At 73.9% G+C, this 19,780-nt stretch carries 10 protein-coding genes; 2 read left to right on the forward strand and 8 right to left on the reverse strand.

Features of this window, described 5'->3' with window-relative positions; genetic code table 11:
- Positions 1-23: 23 nt before the first annotated feature.
- The 7 genes from DEJ49_RS28735 to DEJ49_RS28770 all read right to left on the reverse strand — a co-directional run bounded on the left by DEJ49_RS28735 (position 24) and on the right by DEJ49_RS28770 (position 14,499).
- On the reverse strand, positions 24-1,949 hold the full coding sequence (locus DEJ49_RS28735) for an Hsp70 family protein (RefSeq protein ID WP_150186787.1): 1,926 nt from the start codon (positions 1,947-1,949) through the stop codon (positions 24-26).
- Positions 1,946-4,087, reverse strand: a complete 2,142-nt coding sequence (locus DEJ49_RS28740; RefSeq protein WP_150186788.1) for an Hsp70 family protein — start codon at positions 4,085-4,087, stop codon at positions 1,946-1,948. The genes DEJ49_RS28735 and DEJ49_RS28740 overlap by 4 nt, the downstream gene beginning before the upstream one ends.
- On the reverse strand, positions 4,084-4,515 hold the full coding sequence (locus DEJ49_RS28745) for a nucleotide exchange factor GrpE (RefSeq protein WP_150186789.1): 432 nt from the start codon (positions 4,513-4,515) through the stop codon (positions 4,084-4,086). The genes DEJ49_RS28740 and DEJ49_RS28745 overlap by 4 nt, the downstream gene beginning before the upstream one ends.
- Positions 4,508-4,870, reverse strand: a complete 363-nt coding sequence (locus DEJ49_RS28750; protein WP_150186790.1) for a hypothetical protein — start codon at positions 4,868-4,870, stop codon at positions 4,508-4,510. Before DEJ49_RS28750 ends, DEJ49_RS28745 begins: the two co-directional genes overlap by 8 nt.
- The gene (locus tag DEJ49_RS28755) at positions 4,867-11,070 is read right to left on the reverse strand and encodes a CHAT domain-containing protein (protein WP_190329472.1); all 6,204 of its coding nucleotides are present in this window, start codon (positions 11,068-11,070) and stop codon (positions 4,867-4,869) included. The genes DEJ49_RS28750 and DEJ49_RS28755 overlap by 4 nt, the downstream gene beginning before the upstream one ends.
- A gap of 5 nt (positions 11,071-11,075) precedes the next feature.
- Positions 11,076-12,986, reverse strand: coding sequence for a hypothetical protein (locus DEJ49_RS28760; protein ID WP_150186792.1), 1,911 nt, complete (start codon positions 12,984-12,986; stop codon positions 11,076-11,078).
- 1,003 nt (positions 12,987-13,989) lie between these two features.
- Positions 13,990-14,499 (reverse strand): hypothetical protein, encoded by a 510-nt coding sequence (locus DEJ49_RS28770; protein WP_150186794.1) that lies wholly within the window; start codon positions 14,497-14,499, stop codon positions 13,990-13,992.
- Between the two features lie 253 nt (positions 14,500-14,752).
- On the opposite strand from DEJ49_RS28770, the gene cyc2 reads away from it, so the two are divergent.
- Both cyc2 and phsA read left to right on the forward strand, forming a co-directional pair.
- Entirely contained in the window at positions 14,753-16,975 is a 2,223-nt protein-coding gene (cyc2, locus tag DEJ49_RS28775; protein ID WP_150186795.1) for a germacradienol/geosmin synthase Cyc2, read from the forward strand.
- A 58-nt stretch (positions 16,976-17,033) separates the two neighbouring features.
- Entirely contained in the window at positions 17,034-18,950 is a 1,917-nt protein-coding gene (phsA, locus tag DEJ49_RS28780; protein ID WP_190329473.1) for an O-aminophenol oxidase PhsA, read from the forward strand.
- A 41-nt stretch (positions 18,951-18,991) separates the two neighbouring features.
- Here phsA and DEJ49_RS28785 read toward each other — a convergent pair whose 3' ends face one another.
- Entirely contained in the window at positions 18,992-19,711 is a 720-nt protein-coding gene (locus DEJ49_RS28785; protein ID WP_150186796.1) for a glutamine amidotransferase-related protein, read from the reverse strand.
- Between the last annotated feature and the right edge of the window lie 69 nt (positions 19,712-19,780).

Consider the following 19,780-nt stretch of genomic DNA (forward strand, 5'->3'; position numbering starts at 1 on the left):
CCCTCCCTGACTCGCGGGATGCTTCACGGGGGCGGTTCGAGTGACCTCTGTCCGAGGACGTCCCCCCTGCCGCGCCGGTTCCTTCCGTCGCGGTTCAATCGCCGCAACAGCGCATCCGCCTCGGCGTGTTCAGGGTCCCACGTGAGGCACTTCCCCAGGGCCTCAATCGCCTCATCCCGCTCCCCGCGCCGGTCCAGCTCGACGGCGTGCCGGAACGTGCGCTCGGCGAGCAGCCCGCGTACCCGTACGTTCGTCGGATCATGGTTGTACGCACAGTTGAGCCACTGCTCCGCGTCGGCGAAGTGCTCGGGCGACATGTCCGCCATCGCGGCCGCGCAGTGCACGTCGATCATCGCGTCCAGCATGTCGGCCCCCGCGGGCCGGGTCGCCGCGTCCTGCCAGGCGATGTGGGAGGCCTGCACGGCGTGGTCGTACCGGCCGAGCGACAGCAGGGCCCGCGCCCGGGCGATCTGCCGCCGTGAGGTGTAGTCGAGCACGGGGGCGGGGGTCGGACCCGCCGTGGGGGGAGGCGGGGACGACGACGACCGTTGACCCGGACCCGGACCCGGACCCGGACCCGGAGCCGCGGCCTCGGCCGGAGGCAGTGAGCGCGGCTCAGCCCCCCTCCGCTCCAAGCCGTCCAACAGCGCCTGCGCCTCCGCGATCACCCCCCGCAGCACCGCCGCCGCCTCCGCCTCCCGCCCCTCCCGTACGAGCCGCCGCGCCCCCTCCACGTCCCGTGAAACGTCCCGTGACCAGTCCCGCGAGATCCCGCCCCCCTGTTCCTCCGCGCCCACCAGCGTCGCCGTGAGCGGAGGCGCGTCGGAGAGGGTGTCGTGGGCCGTGGCCGCCGGTTCCAGCGGGCCCTCCTCCAGGGCCGCGGGGCCCGAGGATGCCGCGCCGCCCGCGAGGCGCACCGCGTGCTTGAGCGCGCCGAGCGCGAGGAGCTCCGGCGGCGCCTGCACGCACCGCCCGCCGCCCAGCGCCGTGACGCGCGAACGCACTTGCTCCATCCGGGTGTTGCCGCCGACGAGCAGCAGCGTGTCGACGTCCGCGGGGGTCATGCCCGACTGGTCGAGCAGCGCCCGCGCCCGGTCGAGCGTGCGCCGCACATGTCCCTCCAGGAACGCGTCCAGGTCGGGCCGCGCGATCCGCACCCAGAGCGCGGGCCCGGCCCCCAGTTCGAGATCGAGGACCGCCGCCTCGGGGCCGTCCGGCGCCCCGAGCGCCTCGCGCGCCTCCTGCCCCCGCGCGCGCAGGCCCTGCCACACCGCCGCGTCGATCCCGTGCACCGAGCCCGCGCCGCGGTGCCTGCGCAGCAGCCGGACCGCCGACGACAGCGTCGCCGTGTCGAACGCCCGCCCGCCCGACGTCGCCCCGCCCTCGTAGCCGAGCGACCTGAAGTGCCCGCGGACGCTGCGGACCAGGCCGATCTCGAACCCCTCGTACCCCATGCCGTAGACCAGGCACGTGCCGCTGTCCCGCTCCGTCATATGACCGATGACCGCGGCCATCGAGTCGCTGACGAGCCGCGTCGGGTCGAGGCCCGCCTCCCGCGCCGCGTCCCGCAGCGCCGCCCGCTGGGCGGACCCGAAGCGCGCGGGCACGCTGATCACCGTCTGCGCCACCCGCCCCCGCGTCGCCGCCTCGACGCGTTCCCGCACCGACCGCAGGAGGCGTACGACGACCCGGTCCGCGTCGACCGGTTTGCCCCCGAGATGCACCGGACGCCCGCTGCCCACCCGGCTCTTGAGGCTCGGGAACGTCACCGGGAGCTCGCCGGTCTCCGCCTGCTCGCACAGCAGCCACGGCCCGTCGCCCCACTCCGCGTCGAGGCGCCGGCCCGGCCCGTCCGGCGGCGCGTAGAGCGCACGGATGCCCGTGGCGCCGAAGTCGATGCCGAGGCTGACGGGGACCGGAGCCCCCCGCGCGGGCCCTGCCTGTGTCATCCGCCCGCCGTCTCTTCCGCGAAGCGGAGGATGCCCTCGTAGTCGGGCCGGTCGGGGAGCGTCGGCACGGCCCGCTCGGACTGGGCGACCGCCACCAGGTTCACGAGGTTGCGCGCCTGCTGGGCGGTGCCGATGCTGTTGCCCTGCCGGTGCGCCTGCTTCACGTACTCGACCGCTTCGTTGATCCGCCGGACCGTCTCCGGCGGCGCGCCCTCAGAGGCCAGCTCGGCCTGCCGGAACTGGCTCGCGAGGCCGCACTGCCGGTACATGTCGTCGAGCAGCAGTTCGGTGAGCCGCTTGTACTCGCCGCTGTCGCCCATCGCGGCCGCCCGCTGCGCCTGCTCGATGTCGCGGCGCACCTTCATCGCCTGCACGGGCTCGATGTAGGGCCCGTACCGCTTCAGGAAGTGGTCGGCCTCCCGCTCGGCGTAGCCCAACTGCTCGCGCAGCGAGGCGCTGTCGAGGACCTCGACGGGCTCGGGCGGCGGCGTGCGCGGCTTCTCCCGGTTGGGGGTCGCCTCCAGGACCATGTCCGTGCCACGCACGGAGATCTTCACCGTGATGATGCGGTCCGCGGAGTAGTTGAAGGAGACGTCGACCTGGCGGTTGATCTCGATCTCCTGCGGCAGCTCGAACTCGACGACGCCCTGTTCGTGGTTCTCGCTCGCGACCTTGCTGTCGCCCTCGTAGACCGGCACGCGGATGCGGCGGCTGTCGGTGGTGTGGAAGGTGCGCTGGCGCGGCTCGGAGAGCGGGTAGGGCGAGCCCGCCTCGATGATCTCGACGAACACGTCCCGCTGGCTGCCCTTGATCGCCGCGATGCCCATCGCCATCGGCGTCGACTCGTACAGCCCCGTGTCGCCCTTGGAGCGCCCGTCGGCGAGACTGCGGCCGCACTCCGTGCAGGAGTCCGCCCCGTACTCGTTGACCTTCGCGCACTCCGCGTCCGAGCACTCCACACCGCGCAGCGTCTCGGCGAGCACCCCCGCGCCGAACGCCACGCACTCCATCGGGTTGATGTTCCTGCGGACCTTGTCGGCGCCGAAGAACGCCTCGACGGCCTCGTACACCGGCCGGGTGAGGGTGCCGCCGCCCACCAACAGCACGTCGGAGATGTCGTCGGTGGAGAGTTCGTAGCGGGCCAGGGACTCCTGGACGAGGTTCATGGTCCTGGCCACCAGCGGCGCGATCATCCCCTGGAACTCGCCGCGCGTCAGCTTCATCTCGACGTCGAGGACGCCGTTCTCGCTGCGGTACGCGGCCGGGATCACGATGTACGTCTCGGGCAGGTCGTTCAGCTCGCGCTTGGCGCGCTCGGCGGCCTTCTTCGCCTGGAACAGGAACGCCTTGTCGCCGGCCGGGTCCACGTGGTGCTGCTCGCGCATCCACCCGATGATCCGCTCCACGATCGCCAGGTCGAAGTCGTCGCCGCCCAGCCAGATGTCGCCCGCCGACCGCAGGACCTGGAACTGGCTTCTGCCCTCCTGGTCCTTCACGGCGTTGAGGATCGAGATGTCGAAGGTGCCGCCGCCCAGGTCGTAGACGAGGACCCGGCTGCGGGCGCCGCCCGGCTTGTGCAGGCCGAAGGCGACGGCGGCCGCCGTCGGCTCGTCGACGATCTTCTTGACCACGAGCCCCGCCTGCTCGGCGGCCTCGCGCGTCGCGGCCCGCTGCGCGTCCCTGAAGTACGCGGGCACGGTGATCACAGCGTGCGTCACGGGCTCGCCGAGGACACGCGACGCGTCCCTGACCAGCTTGTCGAGGATGACGCTCGAGATCTCCGCCGGGGTGCGGGCCCGGCCGCCGAGCAGCACGTGCGCGCGCGGGTCCTCGTCGGGCCCCGCCACGATCTCGTAGCTCATCCGGTCGCGCGCCTGCACCACCGACGCGTCCGCGAAGTCCCGCCCCATCAGGCGCTTCACGGAGACGATGGTCTCCTTGGGCTGCCTGATCGCCCAGTTCAGCGCGTCCTCGCCGACCAGCGGCTGGTCCTTGCCGTCGCGGCGCACGACCCCGACGACGGACGGCGTGAGCCGCTCGCCCTTGCTGTTGGTGAGCACGGCGATGTCCGCGCGGTGCGGATCGTGGGCGGCCACCGCGCTGTTCGTGGTGCCGAGGTCGATGCCGATGGCCTTCATTCGCGTACCGTCCCTTGTTCCGTGCCGCCGTCGACGGCGACGACCACCCGGGCGGCGCGCAGCACTTGCCCCCGGTATCGATACCCGCGCTGCAGGATCTCAAGGACCTCGTCGCCGGCCGCGCCGGGCGGTGCGGCGCGGACGGCCTCGACGTGGTGCGTGGCGGGCTCGGCCCGCTCGCCGACGCGCCCGACCCGTTCGAGCCCCTCATCGGCGAGGTCCCTCTCCAGCTGCCCGGCGATCAGCGCCAGACTCCCGCGATACGTGTCCACGTCGCTCGCCGCGCCCTCGGCGAGGAGCCGGTCGAAGGAGTCGAGGGCGTCGGCGCAGCGCAGCAGCAGGCGCTCGGTGAGCGCGCGGTGGACGGAGTCGCGGGCGGCCAGGGCGCGGGCGTGCTCGTAGGCGAGCCGGGCGGCCGCGTCAGACATCGAACCGGATCAGGTCGACGAGACCGGCCGCGGGGACCGCGGTGCCGTCCTGCGGCGCGTCCGGTTCCGGCTCGGCGGCGAGCGCGCGGTCGATGTCCTCGACGGCCGCGGGGAGTTCCGCGGCGAGGTCGACGTCGTAGAGCATCAGGTCGACGAGGAGCCTGCGGCGTACGCTGCGCAGCTCGTCCCAGGCCTGCTGGGTGACCGGCGTCATCAGATGCCGGGCCAGCAGCTCGAAGGACACGTCCTGCATGTCCTTGTGGGACGTCCAGGGGGTGACCCCGGCCGGGGCGAGCAGCTCGTAGGGGGAGAGGCCGGAGGGTCCTGTCCCACTCGCGGAAGGGTCCTTGATCACGCGACGCCGCCTCCTGCTTCATCGTCTGGGTCGTCTTCGGTGTTCTCGGCGTTCTCGGCGTTCTCGGTGTTCTCGGCGTTGTCGTCGGGCGTGAGCTCGGCGAGCCAGCGGTTCACCGCGTCGAGGAGGGCCTGTCTGATCCGGCTGTCGGTGGGCTCCGCGCGGGTGGCGCGGATCAGATGGTGCAGCGCCCACAGGATGTCGCCGTCGAGCAGCGCGCGTTCCGCGCGGCGCGTCAACTCCTCGGCCCAGGAAGCGAGGTCGGCCTCGTCGGGCGGCGGCTCCCGGCCGTCGCTGCGGATCAGGTCGCCCATGCCCTCGACGCCGAGGTGCCGGGTGAGCAGCTTCTCCATCTCGTCGAGCGCCTCGGCGAGCGTCTCGCGGTACCGGTGCGTCAGCGCCTGGCCCAGGCCCACGTCGAGGAGGCCGAGCGCGTCGTGGAGCAGCTTCAGGCGTGCGGGCACCTCGTACGTCCGCTCGTCGAGCGTGAACACGAAGGCGCGGGCGAGGTTGTCGCGGGCGTGGCTCGACTCCGGGTTGAGGGCCAGGGCCCTGCGCAGGTCGGTCTCGGCGCCGTACATGTCGGAACGCATGCCGTGCTTGGTGCGGGTGTAGCCGCGCCACACGCCGCGCATGGACAGCAACGCCGAGAGCTTCGCGTTCAGTTGGCTCAGCAGCTCACGGTCGAGCGGGTGCAGCGCGGTGATCACGGACTCGACGAGCGTGACGGCCTCGTCGAGACAGCCGCCGAGCTGCACGCCCTCCTCGTCGGCGAGCGCCTCGACGCGGCCGAGGACGGTACGGATGACGGCCTTCTTGGAGCGGGCCTGCATCCCGGCGTTCCGGGACACCTTCACCAGCTCGCCCCAGTGGGCCAGGGCCTCGTCGAGCCCGCCGTCGCCGCGCGTCAGGGCCGTCCTGGCGAGCGCGAGACGGACCTGCACGGCGAGCTCGACGCCGTCCTGGAGGAGCCGGGCGTGCCGTCTCGGGAGGCGTAGGTACGCGGGATTGCGCCGCAGGAAGTCCTGGCAGGGGACGCACCCCCGCGTATGCGCGGGCTGCTCGGCGGGTCCGTCGCAGTCGTCCGGCAGGGTGGTCAGCGTCGGAAAGGCGGGGAGCGCGCTCACCGCGGCCTCGAACTTCCGCACCTCCGAGAGGGCGAAGCTCCGCGCCAACTCCGAGAAGGCCCAGCGCAGTTCCCGTACGGCGTACTCGCCCGGGTCCTTGCCCTGCTGGGCCGCGGCGTCGAGCGCGGCGGCGAGCTCGGCGAGCGGCTCCTGCAGACACAGCAGCCGCAGATACCGCGGGCCGCACGCGAGCGTGCCGCCCGAGCCCGGCACGGACGGCAGCCCGCCCACGTCCTTCAGGACGCGCGCGCCACCCAGCTCGGATTCGAGCAGGGCGGCCAATGCCTGGTACCCGGCGGCCTGTTGGGGGCGGTCCTGCTCGGTGTGGCGCTGTTCGTAGGCCGACAGCTGCCCGAACAGATGCTGGCTGAGCTCCCAGCGCAGCGACGCCATGTCGTCGTGCGTCAGGTCGCGTTCGTAGGCGGCCGCGCGCTCGGCCCGCCAGCCGTCCCAGTACTCGTCGTCGCTGAGCAGCGTCGCCCAGTACGCGAGCGCCGACTCCCAGGCGTGCACCGCGTGTTCCCACGCGCCGCTCTGCTCCAGCTCCTGCGCCTGCCACAGCCGGGCCACGGCGAGTCCGTGCACCACCGCCATGTCGCCGGGCGCCTCCTTCAGGCGCCGCTCCCACTCCGCGGCGGCGGCCTCCCGGCCCCGCGCGAGGAGCAGCAGCAGCGGGGCGTCCTGCGGGGAACGCGCGCACAGGGCGTCCAGGAGCCCCGGGCCCTCGTCCGGCGAGAGCGCGGACAGGGCGTCGCGCAGGGCGGCGGGGGAGTGCAAGCGGTAGAGCAGCGCGTCCAGCTGGAGGCGCCGCCCCGGCAGCCGCAGCCGCTCCAGGGCGACGCGCTCGTGCCAGGACATGGTGCCGCGTTCGAGGAGCGCGTACGAGGCGTTCTTCACGACGTCCATGGAGGCGCCGGGGTCGACGCCGGCGTCACGCAGGGCGAGATAGGGGAAGGCCTGGTCCCGGACGGCGAAGGGGTCGGCGACCAGCGGAGCGCCGGTCAGCCCGTCCGCCCACGGGAGCAGCCCGATGAGCCGCCGCAGCCTGCGGCACCGCACGTCGGCCCGGTCGAGCACGCCGCCCGCCTTCTCGTACGCGGCGACAGCGGCGCTCCACCTCCCCGCCGCCTCCAGCAGCCTGCCCTCCGCGTACGCGAGATGGGCGTCGGCGTCCCGGTGGCCCGTGCACTGCCGGAACGCGTCGGCGGCGCGCTCCCACTCCTGGTGCGCGTCGGCGAGGCGGCCGCGGGCGTACGCGGCGACGGCGGGCGCGTCGCGGTGCGCCCCGAGCGCGTCGGCCTCGGCGGCGACGCAGGCCCAGTCCCCTTCGGCCTCGGCGACCCGCACGCGCGCGTACCGCCCCCGCGCCGCGACATCGAGCTCGCCGGACACGCCCTGCCGCTCCAATTCCTCGTACGCCTCGACGACACGCCGCCAGTCCTCGCCCTCGACGGCGCACCCCTCGTCGACCCGGGCCTGCACATAGCACCGCCGAACACTGACGTCGCCCCACGCTTCGCCCTCGACCCCGATCAGCCGGTAGATGTCGGCGGCGTCCTGCCACTGCTCACGCTGCTCGTGGGAGCGCGCGAGGGCGTAGTGGTAGAGGGCGGCGGCCTCGGGATCGCCGTCGACGGTGCCGGTGATCGCCTCGGTCGGAGGGGCGCCCCCCGGGAACGCGCGGGCGTAGGTCGCGACGGCCGCGCTCCAGTCGCCGGTCTCCTCCGCGCGCCGACCCTCGGCCTTGCGGCGGAGCGCGCCGACCGCGCCTTCGCGCGCCGCGTCCGGTACGCCGGTGAGGAGGCTGAGGACCGCCGCCCAGTCGCCGCGCCGATCGGCGGCGACGCGTGCGCGCGCGTAGAGGCGCCGGACGCCGACCTCGCCGCCCGCGTAGCCGTCGGGCAGCCGGCCGAACCCGTCGATGACGCCGTCCCACTCGCCCCGCGTGTCGGCGGCGCGCCCCCGCGAGTACAGCACCCGATCGGCCACGTCGCCGCCCCCGCCCGCCACCCCGCCGAACAACACGAGCGCGTCCTCCCACAACCCCCGCTCCTCACAGAGCCGCGCCCGCGCATACGCACAGAGATCCCCGGCATCGCCGGGCACATCACCCATGACATCCCGAGGCGACCTCGCACCGACGAACACGCCACCCGCCGCGCCGCCCGCCCCAACGACCCCGCCCGCGCGGTCGGGCACGTCGCCGGGGGGCCGCTGTGGAACTTGTGGGGTCGTGCCCGTGGTCGGGCGGGGGGTGGCTGTGGGTGTGTCGTGGGGTTCAGTGGCGTCGGCTGTCCGGTTCGGCACGGCGCAGGGTGCCTGCTGCTGGACGTGTGGGGTCGTGTCCGTGGTCGGGCGGCGGGGCGTGCCTGAGGGTGCGTTGCGCGGCACAACGGTCCCGGCCGCGCGGGCCGGCGCGTCGCCGGGTGCTCGTCGTCGGGGCTCCGCGGGCGCGCCCAGGCCCCAGGCGTCCTCGGGTTCACCCCCCGGCCCACCGGCCGCCCGGTCCTCCGTCTCCACGGACCCCCGCGTCCGGCCCCCGGCCGGTACGTCCGCGCCTGAGCGGGCCCCGGCCCCTGCCCCGTACTGCCCGGCGTCCCGGCCGTCCCCGCTCCCACCCCCCACACACTCCCCGAACGCCTCCGCCGCCGACGCCCAGTCCTCCGCCGCTGCCGCCAGGCGGCCCTCCGCGTAGCGTCTGAGCAGGTGTGTCGCCCGGAAGTCGGGTGGGAGGGGGGACAAGTTGGCCAGTGCCGCCGGCCAGTCGGCGGCTTGTGTCGACGTCAGGGCCGCCTCGTACAGCCCGCGGCGCAGGTCGCTCAGCCACGGTTCCGTGTCCCAGCCCTGCGCGGCCGCCGCGGACAGAGCCGTCAGCGCTTCGGCGTGGCGGCCCGCCTCCGCCGCGTCGCGGCCCCGCGCGAAGAGGAGGCGGACCGCGCTGTCCAGGAAGCCGCCCGCCGCCTCGTACGCCTCCGCCGCCGCGCCCCACGCCCCCACCGCGTCCGCGGCACGGGCCGCGCCGTACACCTGCCAGGCACGGCAGTCGGGACCGGCCTGCGCGAAGGCGTCCCGCGCCGCCGCCCACTCCCCGTCCTCCGCCGCCGCGCGCCCCCGCGCGTACGCCGCCCGCGCCGCCGCGTCGTCGAGGCCCGCGCACCCCGCGTACGCCGCCTCGGCCGCGGGCCAGTCCTCCCGCGCCTCGGCGGCCCTGCCGGTCACGTACGCGGACCGGGCGAGGGCCGTGCCGTGGCCGGGGCGGAGCGCGAGGACCGCGGCGTAGCCGTCGGCGGCCGCGGCCCAGTCGTCCGCGGCCCGCGCCCGCTCCGCCGCCTCGCACACCCGCGCCACATGCAGCTCGTCGCGCGCAGCCGCGAGCCGTTCCGCGACGTCCCGCAGCCCGCCGGGGCGGACGGCGAGCACCTCCTCGTAGCGGTCGATGGCCGTCGCCCAGTCCGCACCCGCCTCCGCCGCCCGCGCCTCCTCGACGAGCGAGACGAGCCGCCGCAGCCCGGCGACCTCCGCCGCGAGCGCCCCGGGCAACGGCCCCGGCAGCAGCTCGCGCACCACGTCGAGCTGCGCCTGTGCCCCCGCCGCGTCCCGCTCCCCGGCGAGCAGCGCGCACAGCTTCTCCAGCTCGGGCCAGGCCAGCTCGAACGCCGCCTCGGCCCGCATCCGGCGCCGCTCATCGGCGTAACTCTGCGTCGGCGTACGCAGAATGCGCTGCACCTGCGTCCAGTTCCCCAGGTCGCGCTGGAACCGCGCCGCGCCGATCAGCGCCGCGGAGCCGACGTGGCCGACGGGGCTCTGGAAGGTTCGCAGCGCGGCCTCGCCCTCGCGCAGCGGGTCCGCGACGGCCGCGCCACCCGCCCCAAACTCGTCGTCCCGGACCTCGCGCGCCTTGAACAGCCAGCCCTGCCTGCACCCCTCGTGCAGGAACAGCGCGGGGGTCGCCCACTCCACCGCCGTGTGCTCCGGCTGGTGCGAGATCCGCAGCCGCGCCGCGGCCACGGCCTCGTCGACGGTCTTGTTCGCCGCGATGCCCTTGAGCAGCTCGGGCCCGAACGCGCCCGCCGACACGTCGCTCACCCGCCCCCGCATCGCCACCACCGCGGGCACACCCCCGCCGATCAGTGCCTGCGCGAGCCCGGAGAAGGGTTCCAGGTGCGACGTGTCGGCCCCGGCGCAGAGGTTGAGGGCCACGAACCTGAGTCGCTGCGCCTTCAGGAGGATCCCGGCGAGCAGGTCCGCCGGCACGCGGTCGGTGTCCCCGCTCTCCGTCTCCAGGGCCACCACACCCTTGCCGATCTCCCGGTCGTACGCTCCGTGCGCGATCACCAGGACGGCCGTGGGCAGTTCGGAGTGGACGCCCAGCGTCTCCTCCAGGCTCGCGCGCGTCGCCCGCTCCACCACCACTGTCTGCACGGCCACTTCGGGCAGGTCGTTGCGGATCGCCGCGACCTCCGGAGCCGTCCGCAGCGGCTGAAGCCCGCGCGGCGACGCGCACACCACGACGAGCCGGATCACGCTCGGCTCGTCCGCAGGTTCGGGCAGCCGCTGCCCGAGGGGCCCGCCCGCGAGGGAACGCACCAGGGAATAGCCGTGGTTGAGGGCGAGCGACTGCTGCGGGCTGCCGGCCGGCGCGCACAACGACTCCAGGGGCAGGTCGCGCAGCTCGGGCGGCAGGTCGAAGCGGAGCCGCAGCCCCCGCGCGGGACGCATCCCCTGCGCGCGGTCGAGCGCGGTGTCGACACACGCCCCCACACGCCCGCCGACCACGTCCTCACCGGAGCCGTCCGCGTCCGCGCGCTCGCCCTCCGCCGACGCCACGTCCCCGAACAGCAGCCGGAAGACGCCCCGCCCCAGCGCCCGCACCTGCGCCACGGTGTGCTGCTCGCCCATCGACGCGTACCCGAGCTCCGCCGCGATCAGCCGGTCCCACTGCTCCCGGAACGCCTCGGGCTCCCCGTCGACCGCCACCACCTCGGCCGCGCACGCGGGCCCGCCGGCCGTCACCAGGTAGCGGGACCCGCCGACGCGGCGGACCCGGATGCGCAGTTCCTCGTAACCGAGCACGGGCGTCACTGCTCGCTCTCGTCGGGCTGCCACATGACGTGGTCGAGGTCGGCGACGGCGGCTTCCCGCAGCTCCTCGAGGTCCGGGTCGTCCGGGAAGAGGACGAGCGCGGCGGTGAGCCGGTCGACGGCCTCGCGCAGGGTGGCCCGCGCGCCCGACAGGCTGCCGGAGCTCCAGCGGGCCGCGGCGAGCCCGCGCAGCACGATGCCGAGGCTGACCTGCGCGCGCAGCAGATGCGGGTTGAACGCCACGGAGCGGCGCAGGTCGGCGGCGGGCCGGTCGAGCAGCTCCTCCTCGTCGTTGGCGACGGAGATCCCGCGGTCGGCGAGCACGCGCGCCAACTGGCCCTCCAGCCGCGCCCGTTCGTTCGCGCCGATCACCGAACGCGTCGCGTCGAGCGTGGCCACGGCGAGGCTCAGCCGCCCGTCGCGGTGCGCGTCCCGCGCCGCGCCGAGCGCCATGTCGACGATGGCGGTCTGCGTCTCGCGGTAGCGGTCGATCTCCCTGCTGTGCACCAGCGCGCGTCGCCAGTACGCGGCTGCCGCGCCGAAGTCCGGTCGCGCGGACGTCAGTTCGGTCCGTCCCATGCTGAGCCGTGCCTCCAGGGCGAGGCCGCGCGCGTCGAGGGCGAGGCGGAGGTGTTTGTCCGGAACCCCGGCGTACCCGGGGTTCAGCTCGTCGAAGCGCCCGCACGCCGGTTCGCACACGGCCGCCGCGCCCGGCCCGCCGCGCGCCCGGCAGGCGGGGCAGCGCAGTTCGGAGAGGGCGGCGAGGGCGTCGGCCGGCTTGTCCTGCCCCAGGAGGAGCTGGGCGAAGCCGAGTTCGGAGAAGGCGTAGGTGAGGGAGGTGTGGGCGACCGGGGTGGCGGGGACCGTCGCTCCGGTGTACGTGGAATGCTGCGCGGCCCGCGCGTCGGCGAACGACCGTTCCCACGCCGCCGCGAACGCGCCGAACTCCGCCGCCCTGCCGAGCTCGGCGATGCGCAGCGGCCCGCAGAACAGCGGCGCTCCGGCACCCTCCGCCGCCGGGAACCCCCCGACGGCCGCGAGCAGCTTCGCCGCGTCGGCCTCGCGCTGGAGCAGGGGCCCGGGCGCGACACGGGTGCCCGCGTCGTCGGGCAGGTGCCGTTCGAGCACCTCACGCAGCCCGGCGCGCAGGACGGGCACGAGGGAGGGCTCGACGGTGACGCCGTACCGCCGGGAGGCGGAGGTCAGGACGTGCGTCCAGAACGCGGCGTCGTGCAGCAGCGCGGCCCACGCGGCGACACACGCCTCCCACTGTGAACCACCCTGCTCCGTGGCCGAGTTGAGCAGCCCCACCGCGAAAGCGTGGGTGACCCGGTGGTCGGCGGGGTCGTTCCGGACGGCATCGTCCAACAGCGCGAGGGCGGCCGCGCGGCGCCCACCGCGCACCAGTGCCACGGCGTACACCTGGGAAGAGGGCCAAGGCCCCGGGTCGACCCCCCGCGCGGCGTCCACGAGCTCCCCGGCCCGCCGCCAGCCGACGTCGCCCCCCGCCACGAAGCCCCCGTGCGGGGCGAGAGGGGTGAGCGCGGTGAGGGCCGCCCGGCGCAGCCGCAGCGCCACCTCGCGCGCGGAGCGGCCGGAGAGCGCGGCGAACACCCAGCGGGCGTCGTCGTCCAGTGAACCGGCCGACGCCGCGGCCCGCAGGTCGTCGAGGGCGGCGTCCGTGCGGCCCGCGCGTACACGCACGTAGGCGCGCTGGACGAGGCTGCGGCGGTGCGGCACCGCGCAGGCGAGGGAGGCGGTGAGGTGACGCTCCGCCGTCACGAGGTCGCCGCGGTGCGCGGCCGCGCAGCCCAGCCAGTGCAGCGGACCCGCCGCCGATGGCCGCAGCGCGTGCGCCCGCTCGAACACGGCCTCGGCGCCCTCGATCTCCCCACGAGCGAGCCACACCCGCCCGGCCCCGGTCCACGCCCGCGCGACAAGGCGCGCGACGCCTTCAACGCCGCTTCCGCCTCCAGAGCCGGGGCTACACGCGTCGGGCCTCCACGCACGGCTCCCGGTATCGGGGCGATGCGCGTCACCTCCGGCGTCGGGACCGCATGCGCCGCCTCCGGTGTCGGGGTGATGGGCATCGGCTTCGGTGTCGGGGCCGTATGCGCCGCCTCCGGCGTTGGGGTGATGGGCATCGGCTTCGGTGTCGGGGCCGTATGCGCCGCCTCCGGTGTCGGGGTGATGCGCGTCGGCTTCGGTGTCGGGGCGGCGGGCGTGGCTCCCGGTGTGGGGGTGATGTGCGTGGGCTTCGGTGTCGGGGCCGCATGCGTGGCTCCCGGTGTTGGGGTTATGGGCGTCGCTCTCGGTGTCGAGGCGGCACGCGCGGCCTCCGGCGTCGGGGTCATGCGCGTCGGCTTCGGCGCCGGAGCGGCGGGCACGGCCCCCGGTGTCGGGGTTATGCGCGTGGGCTTCGGTGTCGGGGCGGCACACGGGGCTACGCGCGTCGGGGCGCCACGTGCGGCTCCCGGTGTGGGGGTCATGTGCGTGGGCTTCGGTGTCGGGGCCGCATGCGTGGCTCCCGGTGTCGTGGTCGTGCGCGTCGCCTTCGGTGTCGGGGCGGCACACGCGGCCTCTGGCGTTGGGGGCATGCGCGTCGCTCTCGGTGTCGGGGCGGCGGGCGCCACCTTCGGTGTCGGGGGCATGCGCGTCGCCTCCGGCGTTGGTGCCATACGCGTCGCCCCCGGCGTCGCGGCCGCACGCGCCGCCCCCGGCCCCGCCGTCCACCCCGCTGTCCGCCCCCGCGAGCCGCAGCGCCTTCGCGAAAGAGTCCTCCGCGGTGGCCGTGTCGCCGCGTTCCAGGGCCGATTCGCCCTCGGCGCACGCCTGTTCCGCCTGGGAAAGGTCCTCGTCCCTGGGCTGCGTCGTCACAGTCGGCCCCCGATTCCGGTCCGTGGCGTGCGGGTCAGTCGGTGGCCTCGTCGAGGAGCGAACGCCAGCGGCCCCGGTCGCGGTCGTAGTGGAGCGGGCCCACCGCGAACTCCGTGAGGTCGAGTGCGGTGAGCCGCTCGTACGCCTCCGCGGGCAGGTCGGGCTCCAGCACGATGTCGAGGCCGGTGGACGCGTCCTGCAGCACGATCGGCCGGGCCACCGCTCCCTCCGGACGGGCTTGCCGCGCCCCGGGCGGGGCGACGGGAGTCCGCGGCTCGGGGCGCGCTGTCCTTCGTACGACACCCTTGAACGCGTCGTACGCGTCCTTGACGGCCTCCGCCCCCAGGCCCGTGAGGAACGCCTGCAGCGGCAGCGAGGCGAGGACGATCCACGGGATGTCGGCGGCACCGCGGTGGTCGACGGTGTGCCGGACACGGACCGGCGGGGCGCCGAGGCCTTCGAAGGCGGCGACCAGCTCGCGGCGCAGTTCTTCGGGGACCTCGCGGTCCAGGAGCAGCTCCGCTCGCAGCGGCGCATCGGTCATCGACGTGCTTCCTTCCGACGGCGTCGTCGGCAGCCTAGAGGCGTGAACGGTACGCACGCGGGGAAAACCGGGATTCGCGGGCAGGGAACGTGCGGGGATCGTGCGAGGAACGTGCGGAGCGGCGGGTGCGGCCCGGCCGGTCCTTCGCACGCCCTTCCGTCTTTCGAAGGCGAAGTGACCCCGGTTCACGCGATGGTGCGATCATGGGGCGCCGCACGGATGCCCGCCCGGAGCGCCGGGTAGGGCCGGGCACATGACCCAACCGTTCGAACTGCCGCGCTTCTACATGCCGTACGCCGCGAGACTCAATCCGCACCTGGACGAGGCACGCGCGCACTCCACGCGCTGGGCGCGGGACATGGGCATGCTGGAGGGCAGCGGTGTCTGGGAGCAGAGCGACCTCGACGCGCACGACTACGGCCTGCTGTGCGCGTACACGCACCCCGACTGCGACGGTCCGGCGCTGTCACTGATCACCGACTGGTACGTGTGGGTGTTCTTCTTCGACGACCACTTCCTGGACATGTACAAGCGCACCAACGACCGCGCGGCCGGCAAGGCGCACCTCGAACGCCTGCCCCTCTTCATGCCGATGGACCTGTCGGCCGCCGTGCCCGAGGCCCGCAACCCCGTGGAGGCGGGCCTCGCCGACCTGTGGGCGCGCACCGTGCCCGCGATGTCGAAGGACTGGCGCCGCCGCTTCGCGGAATCCACGGAACACCTGCTCAACGAGTCGATGTGGGAGCTCTCCAACATCGACGAGGGGCGGATCGCCAACCCCGTCGAGTACATCGAGATGCGCCGCAAGGTCGGTGGCGCACCCTGGTCCGCGGGGCTCATCGAGTACGCGACGGCGGAGGTGCCCGCGTCGGTCGCGGGGGCGCGGCCGCTGCGCGTGCTCATGGAGACGTTCGCCGACGCCGTCCACCTTCGGAACGACCTGTTCTCGTACCAGCGCGAGGTCCAGGACGAGGGCGAGCTCAGCAATGGAGTGCTCGTCCTGGAGACCTTCTTCGCATGCACCACCCAGGAGGCGGCCGACACCGTCAACGACGTGTTGACCTCGCGCCTGCACCAGTTCGAGCACACGGCGGTCACCGAAGTGCCCGCTCTCGCCGTGGAGAAAGGTCTCACCCCGCCCGAGGTGGCGGCTGTCGCCGCGTACACGAAGGGGCTGCAGGACTGGCAGTCGGGCGGCCACGAATGGCATCTGCGCTCCAGTCGGTACATGAACGAGGGCGCCCTCACCGGCTCACCGCTCGCCGGCCCCACCGGCCTCGGGACCTCGGGGTCCGGCATCGCGTCGCTGCTCTCCGCCGCGGGGGCGGAACGGGCGCGGTCCTTCACGCACGTGCCCTTTCAGAAGGTGGGCCCTTCCCGCATTCCCGACCTCTACATGCCGTTCCCGCTCCGGCTCAACCCCGGCCTCGACACCGCGCGGCGGCGCATCACCGGGTGGGCGCACGAAACGGGTGTCCTGGAGGAGGGCGTCTGGGACGAGGACAAGCTCGCCGCGTACGACCTGCCGCTGTGCGCCGCGGGGCTCGACCCGGACGGCACACAAGAGGCGCTCGACCTCAGCACGCAGTGGCTCGCGTGGGGCACCTACGGCGACGACTACTACCCCCTCGTCTTCGGCCGCCGCCGCGACGTCGCCGCCGCGAAGCTCTGCACCGAACGCCTCTCCGCCTGCATGACGCTCGCCGGCGAGCCCGTACCGGTGCCCGCGAACGCCCTGGAGCGCGGCCTCGTCGACCTGTGGTCGCGCACGACCCGCGACATGACCGACCGGCAGCGCGGGGTGCTGCGCGAGGCCGTCGATGTCATGACGGAGAGCTGGGTGTGGGAGATCTTCAACCAGCTGCACCACCGCGTCCCCGACCCGGTCGACTACCTGGAGATGCGCCGCGCCACGTTCGGCGCCGACCTCACGATGAGCCTGTGCCGGATGGGTCACGGGCCCGCCGTGCCGCCCGCGCTCTACCGCAGCGGTCCCGTCCGCTCCCTGGAGAACGCCGCCGTCGACTACGCCATGCTCGTGAACGACATCTTCTCGTACCAGAAGGAGATCGAGTACGAGGGCGAGTTCCACAACGCGATCCTCGTCGTGCGGAACTTCTTCGGCTGCGACTACCCGTCGGCCCTGCGGGTCGTCCACGACCTCACGACACAGCGCATGCGCCAGTTCGAACACGTCTGCGCCAACGGATTACCCGCTCTGTACGAGGACTTCGCGCTCTCACGCGAGGGCCGCGCGGCCATGGACGGCTACGTCGCCGACCTGAAGAACTGGATGGCGGGCGTCCTCAACTGGCACCGCGGCTGCCGGCGCTACGGCGCGCAGGACCTCGCCGGGCGCGCACACGGCTTCCTGCCCGATCGTGCGCCCCGCACCGCTCTCACGAGCCCCCTTCGGATGGTTTCATCCGGAATGGAGGATTCGTGGAACTTCGGTGAGGCGCCAGGAGTCTTCTGAAGTGAAGGCGGCCGTCGATCGGCCGCGAAACGGGGGATGGACACGGGGGTGTTCGATCTTGACCGACATCATTGAACGCAGCAGCACGGAAGAGCCGACGGGCGTGGCGGACGCCGGCGCGGAAGCGGCGGGGAGGGCTCCCGCCGACGGTGAACTGGCGCCGTTCGTGGCGCCGTTGACCGTTCCGCCGGTCCTGCGGCCCGACTCCGCGGACGTGCTGGAGGAGACCGAGATCGCGTTGCGGCCGACGTGGGTGCGCCTGCACCCACAGCTCCCGCCGACGCTGATGTGGGGGTATGACGGCTCGGTGCCGGGCCCCACCATCGAGGTGCGGCGCGGGCAGCGGGTCCGCATCGCGTGGACCAACCGCATTCCGCAGGGCGAGTATCCCGTGACGGCCGTCGAGGCTCCGCTCGGCGACCCGCGGAAGGACCCGCTGCCCACCACCCTGCCGGGCCGCGGGGGCATCGAGCCCAACAAGGACGTCGCGGCGCTGCCCGCCTGGTCCGTGACGCACCTGCACGGCGCGCAGACGGGCGGCGGCAACGACGGCTGGGCGGACAACGCCGTGGGGTACGGAGACGCCCAGCTCTCCGAGTACCCGAACGACCACCAGGCCGTGCAGTGGTGGTACCACGACCACGCCATGAACATCACGCGCTGGAACGTGATGGCGGGTCTCTACGGCACGTATCTGGTCCGGGACGACGAGGAGGACGCGCTGCAACTGCCCTGCGGCGAGCGGGAGATACCACTGCTCATCGCCGACAGGAACCTGGACACGGACGAGGGCGACGGCCGGCTGAACGGCCGCCTCCTGCACAAGACCACCGTCGTCGACCCGAAGAACGCGGAGACGGGCAAGCCCGTCACGCTGCCCTTCTCGGGTCCCTACACCACGGTCAACGGCCGCATCTGGCCGTACGCCGACGTGGACGCGGCCTGGTACCGCTTCCGCCTGGTCAACGCGTCGAACGCGCGCATCTACGACCTGGTTCTCGTCGACGAGGACAACAACCCCGTGCGGGGCGTCCTCCACCAGATCGGCAGCGACGGCGGGCTCCTGCCGCGCCCCGTGCCGGTCGACTTCGACGGGGCGCTGCCCACGCTCACCGTCGCCCCGGCCGAGCGCATGGACCTGCTCATCGACTTCCGTGCACTCGCCGGGCAGCGGCTGCGGCTGGTCAACAAGGGGCGCGGGCAGGCGCCCGGCGTGCCCGACGTCGCGAACGACGTGCGTTATCCGCAGGTCATGGAGTTCCGGGTGGGCGAGTGCGCCGAGCCGGACGCGTTCGAACTGCCGGAGGTCCTCTCGGGCTCCTTCCGCCCGCTCACGCACGACATCGCGCACGGCCACCGGCTGATCGTGCTGACCCCGCCCGCCACGAAGGGTGGCGGTGGCCACCCGGAGATCTGGGAGATGGCGGAGGTCGAGAAGCCGGGTGACATCCAGGTGCCGACCGAGGGGATCATCCAGCTGCGCGGGGGCGACGGCAAGGTCAAGACGTACCGGAGGATCGCCCGCACGTTCAACGACGGCCTCGGCATCACCATCGCCGAAGGCTCCCACGAACAGTGGACGTTCCTGAACCTCGCCGCGAACCCGCCGGTGCTCCACCCGATGCACATCCACCTGGCGGACTTCCAGCTCCTCGGCAGGGACACCTGCGACGTCTCGGGCTTCGACGTCACCATCGGCGGCACCCTCGCGCCCATATCCGTCGACCCGCAGCGGCCCGTACCGCTGGCCCCGAACGAGCGCGGCTGGAAGGACGTCTTCCGGGTCCCCGGCGGGCAGATGCTGCGCGTCATGGGCAAGTTCGACGGGGCGTACGGCCGGTTCATGTACCACTGCCACTTCCTCGAGCACGAGGACATGGGCATGATGCGGCCCTTCGTCGTGATGCCCAAGGAGGCGCTGAAGTTCGACCACGGCGCGGGGCACGGGGGTGGTCACGGGGGCCACGGGGGCTAGGGCCTGTGTCTGTCGGCCGGTGATCTGTCGGCCGGTGAAAGTCAGGCCGGCACGCCCGCGTGCCGGACGGCGGCTCGCGCCAGGGCCCGCACGATCGGGTGCGGGCGTGAGCCGTCGCCGGCCAGCTCGGGCTGGAAGAGGGAGGCCAGGAAGAAGGGGTGGCCGGGCAGTTCGGCCATGCGCACCTGGCCCTCCTCGTCCTCGCCGGAGAAGCGCAGACCGTGCGCCCGCAGCGTGTCGAGGTGGGCGGTGGGGCCGTACGAGCAGTGGTAGCGCTCGAGCGACGTGCGGGCGCCCACGACGGACTCGGCGAGCGAGCCCTCCGCGATCGTCACCGTGCCTTCGTGGCCGACCAGCGAGCAGGCGAGAGGAGTGAGGAGCAGGTCGTCGGCGTCGGGGTCGTTCTCGGCGTGCGCGACGTCGGTCAGGCCGCACACGTTGCGCGCGTACTCCAGGAGCGTGTGCTGGAAGCCGCCGCACGTACCGAGGAAGGGCACGCCGTCCTCGCGCGCCGTGCGGATCGCGGCGAGCGCGCCGGCCTCGCTGCGGTACGGGCTGCCCGGCACCACCCACACGGCGTCGAAGCCACGCACGGCGCCCGGCTCCTCGGCGTCCTCGGTCGGTATCCAGTACGCGTCGAGGACGAGGCGGTCCTGGGTGGCGAGGGCGTCCAGGAGGAGCGGGATCCGGGTGTGGGAGGTGACGTTCGGGGAGCGCTCGCCGACGAGGGCGAGGCGGGCGGCGCGGGTGTCTGTGGTCATGCGGGTCATCCTGGTCGGGGCCGTCAGTTCACGTCCAACGATGATTGCTGCACGGTGCATAAGCGTTGC

Origin of the sequence: Streptomyces venezuelae (assembly GCF_008642335.1) — a bacterium.
Classification (GTDB): domain Bacteria; phylum Actinomycetota; class Actinomycetes; order Streptomycetales; family Streptomycetaceae; genus Streptomyces; species Streptomyces venezuelae_F.

Bases quoted from the DNA above. Each gene is read 5' to 3' on its own strand.
- DEJ49_RS28735 (WP_150186787.1), bottom strand. From the start codon at position 1,949: ATGACACAGGCAGGGCCCGCGCGGGGGGCTCCGGTCCCCGTCAGCCTC.
- DEJ49_RS28740 (WP_150186788.1), bottom strand. From the start codon at position 4,087: ATGAAGGCCATCGGCATCGACCTCGGCACCACGAACAGCGCGGTGGCC.
- DEJ49_RS28745 (WP_150186789.1), bottom strand. From the start codon at position 4,515: ATGTCTGACGCGGCCGCCCGGCTCGCCTACGAGCACGCCCGCGCCCTG.
- DEJ49_RS28770 (WP_150186794.1), bottom strand. From the start codon at position 14,499: ATGACCGATGCGCCGCTGCGAGCGGAGCTGCTCCTGGACCGCGAGGTC.
- cyc2 (WP_150186795.1), top strand. From the start codon at position 14,753: ATGACCCAACCGTTCGAACTGCCGCGCTTCTACATGCCGTACGCCGCG.
- DEJ49_RS28785 (WP_150186796.1), bottom strand. From the start codon at position 19,711: ATGACCACAGACACCCGCGCCGCCCGCCTCGCCCTCGTCGGCGAGCGC.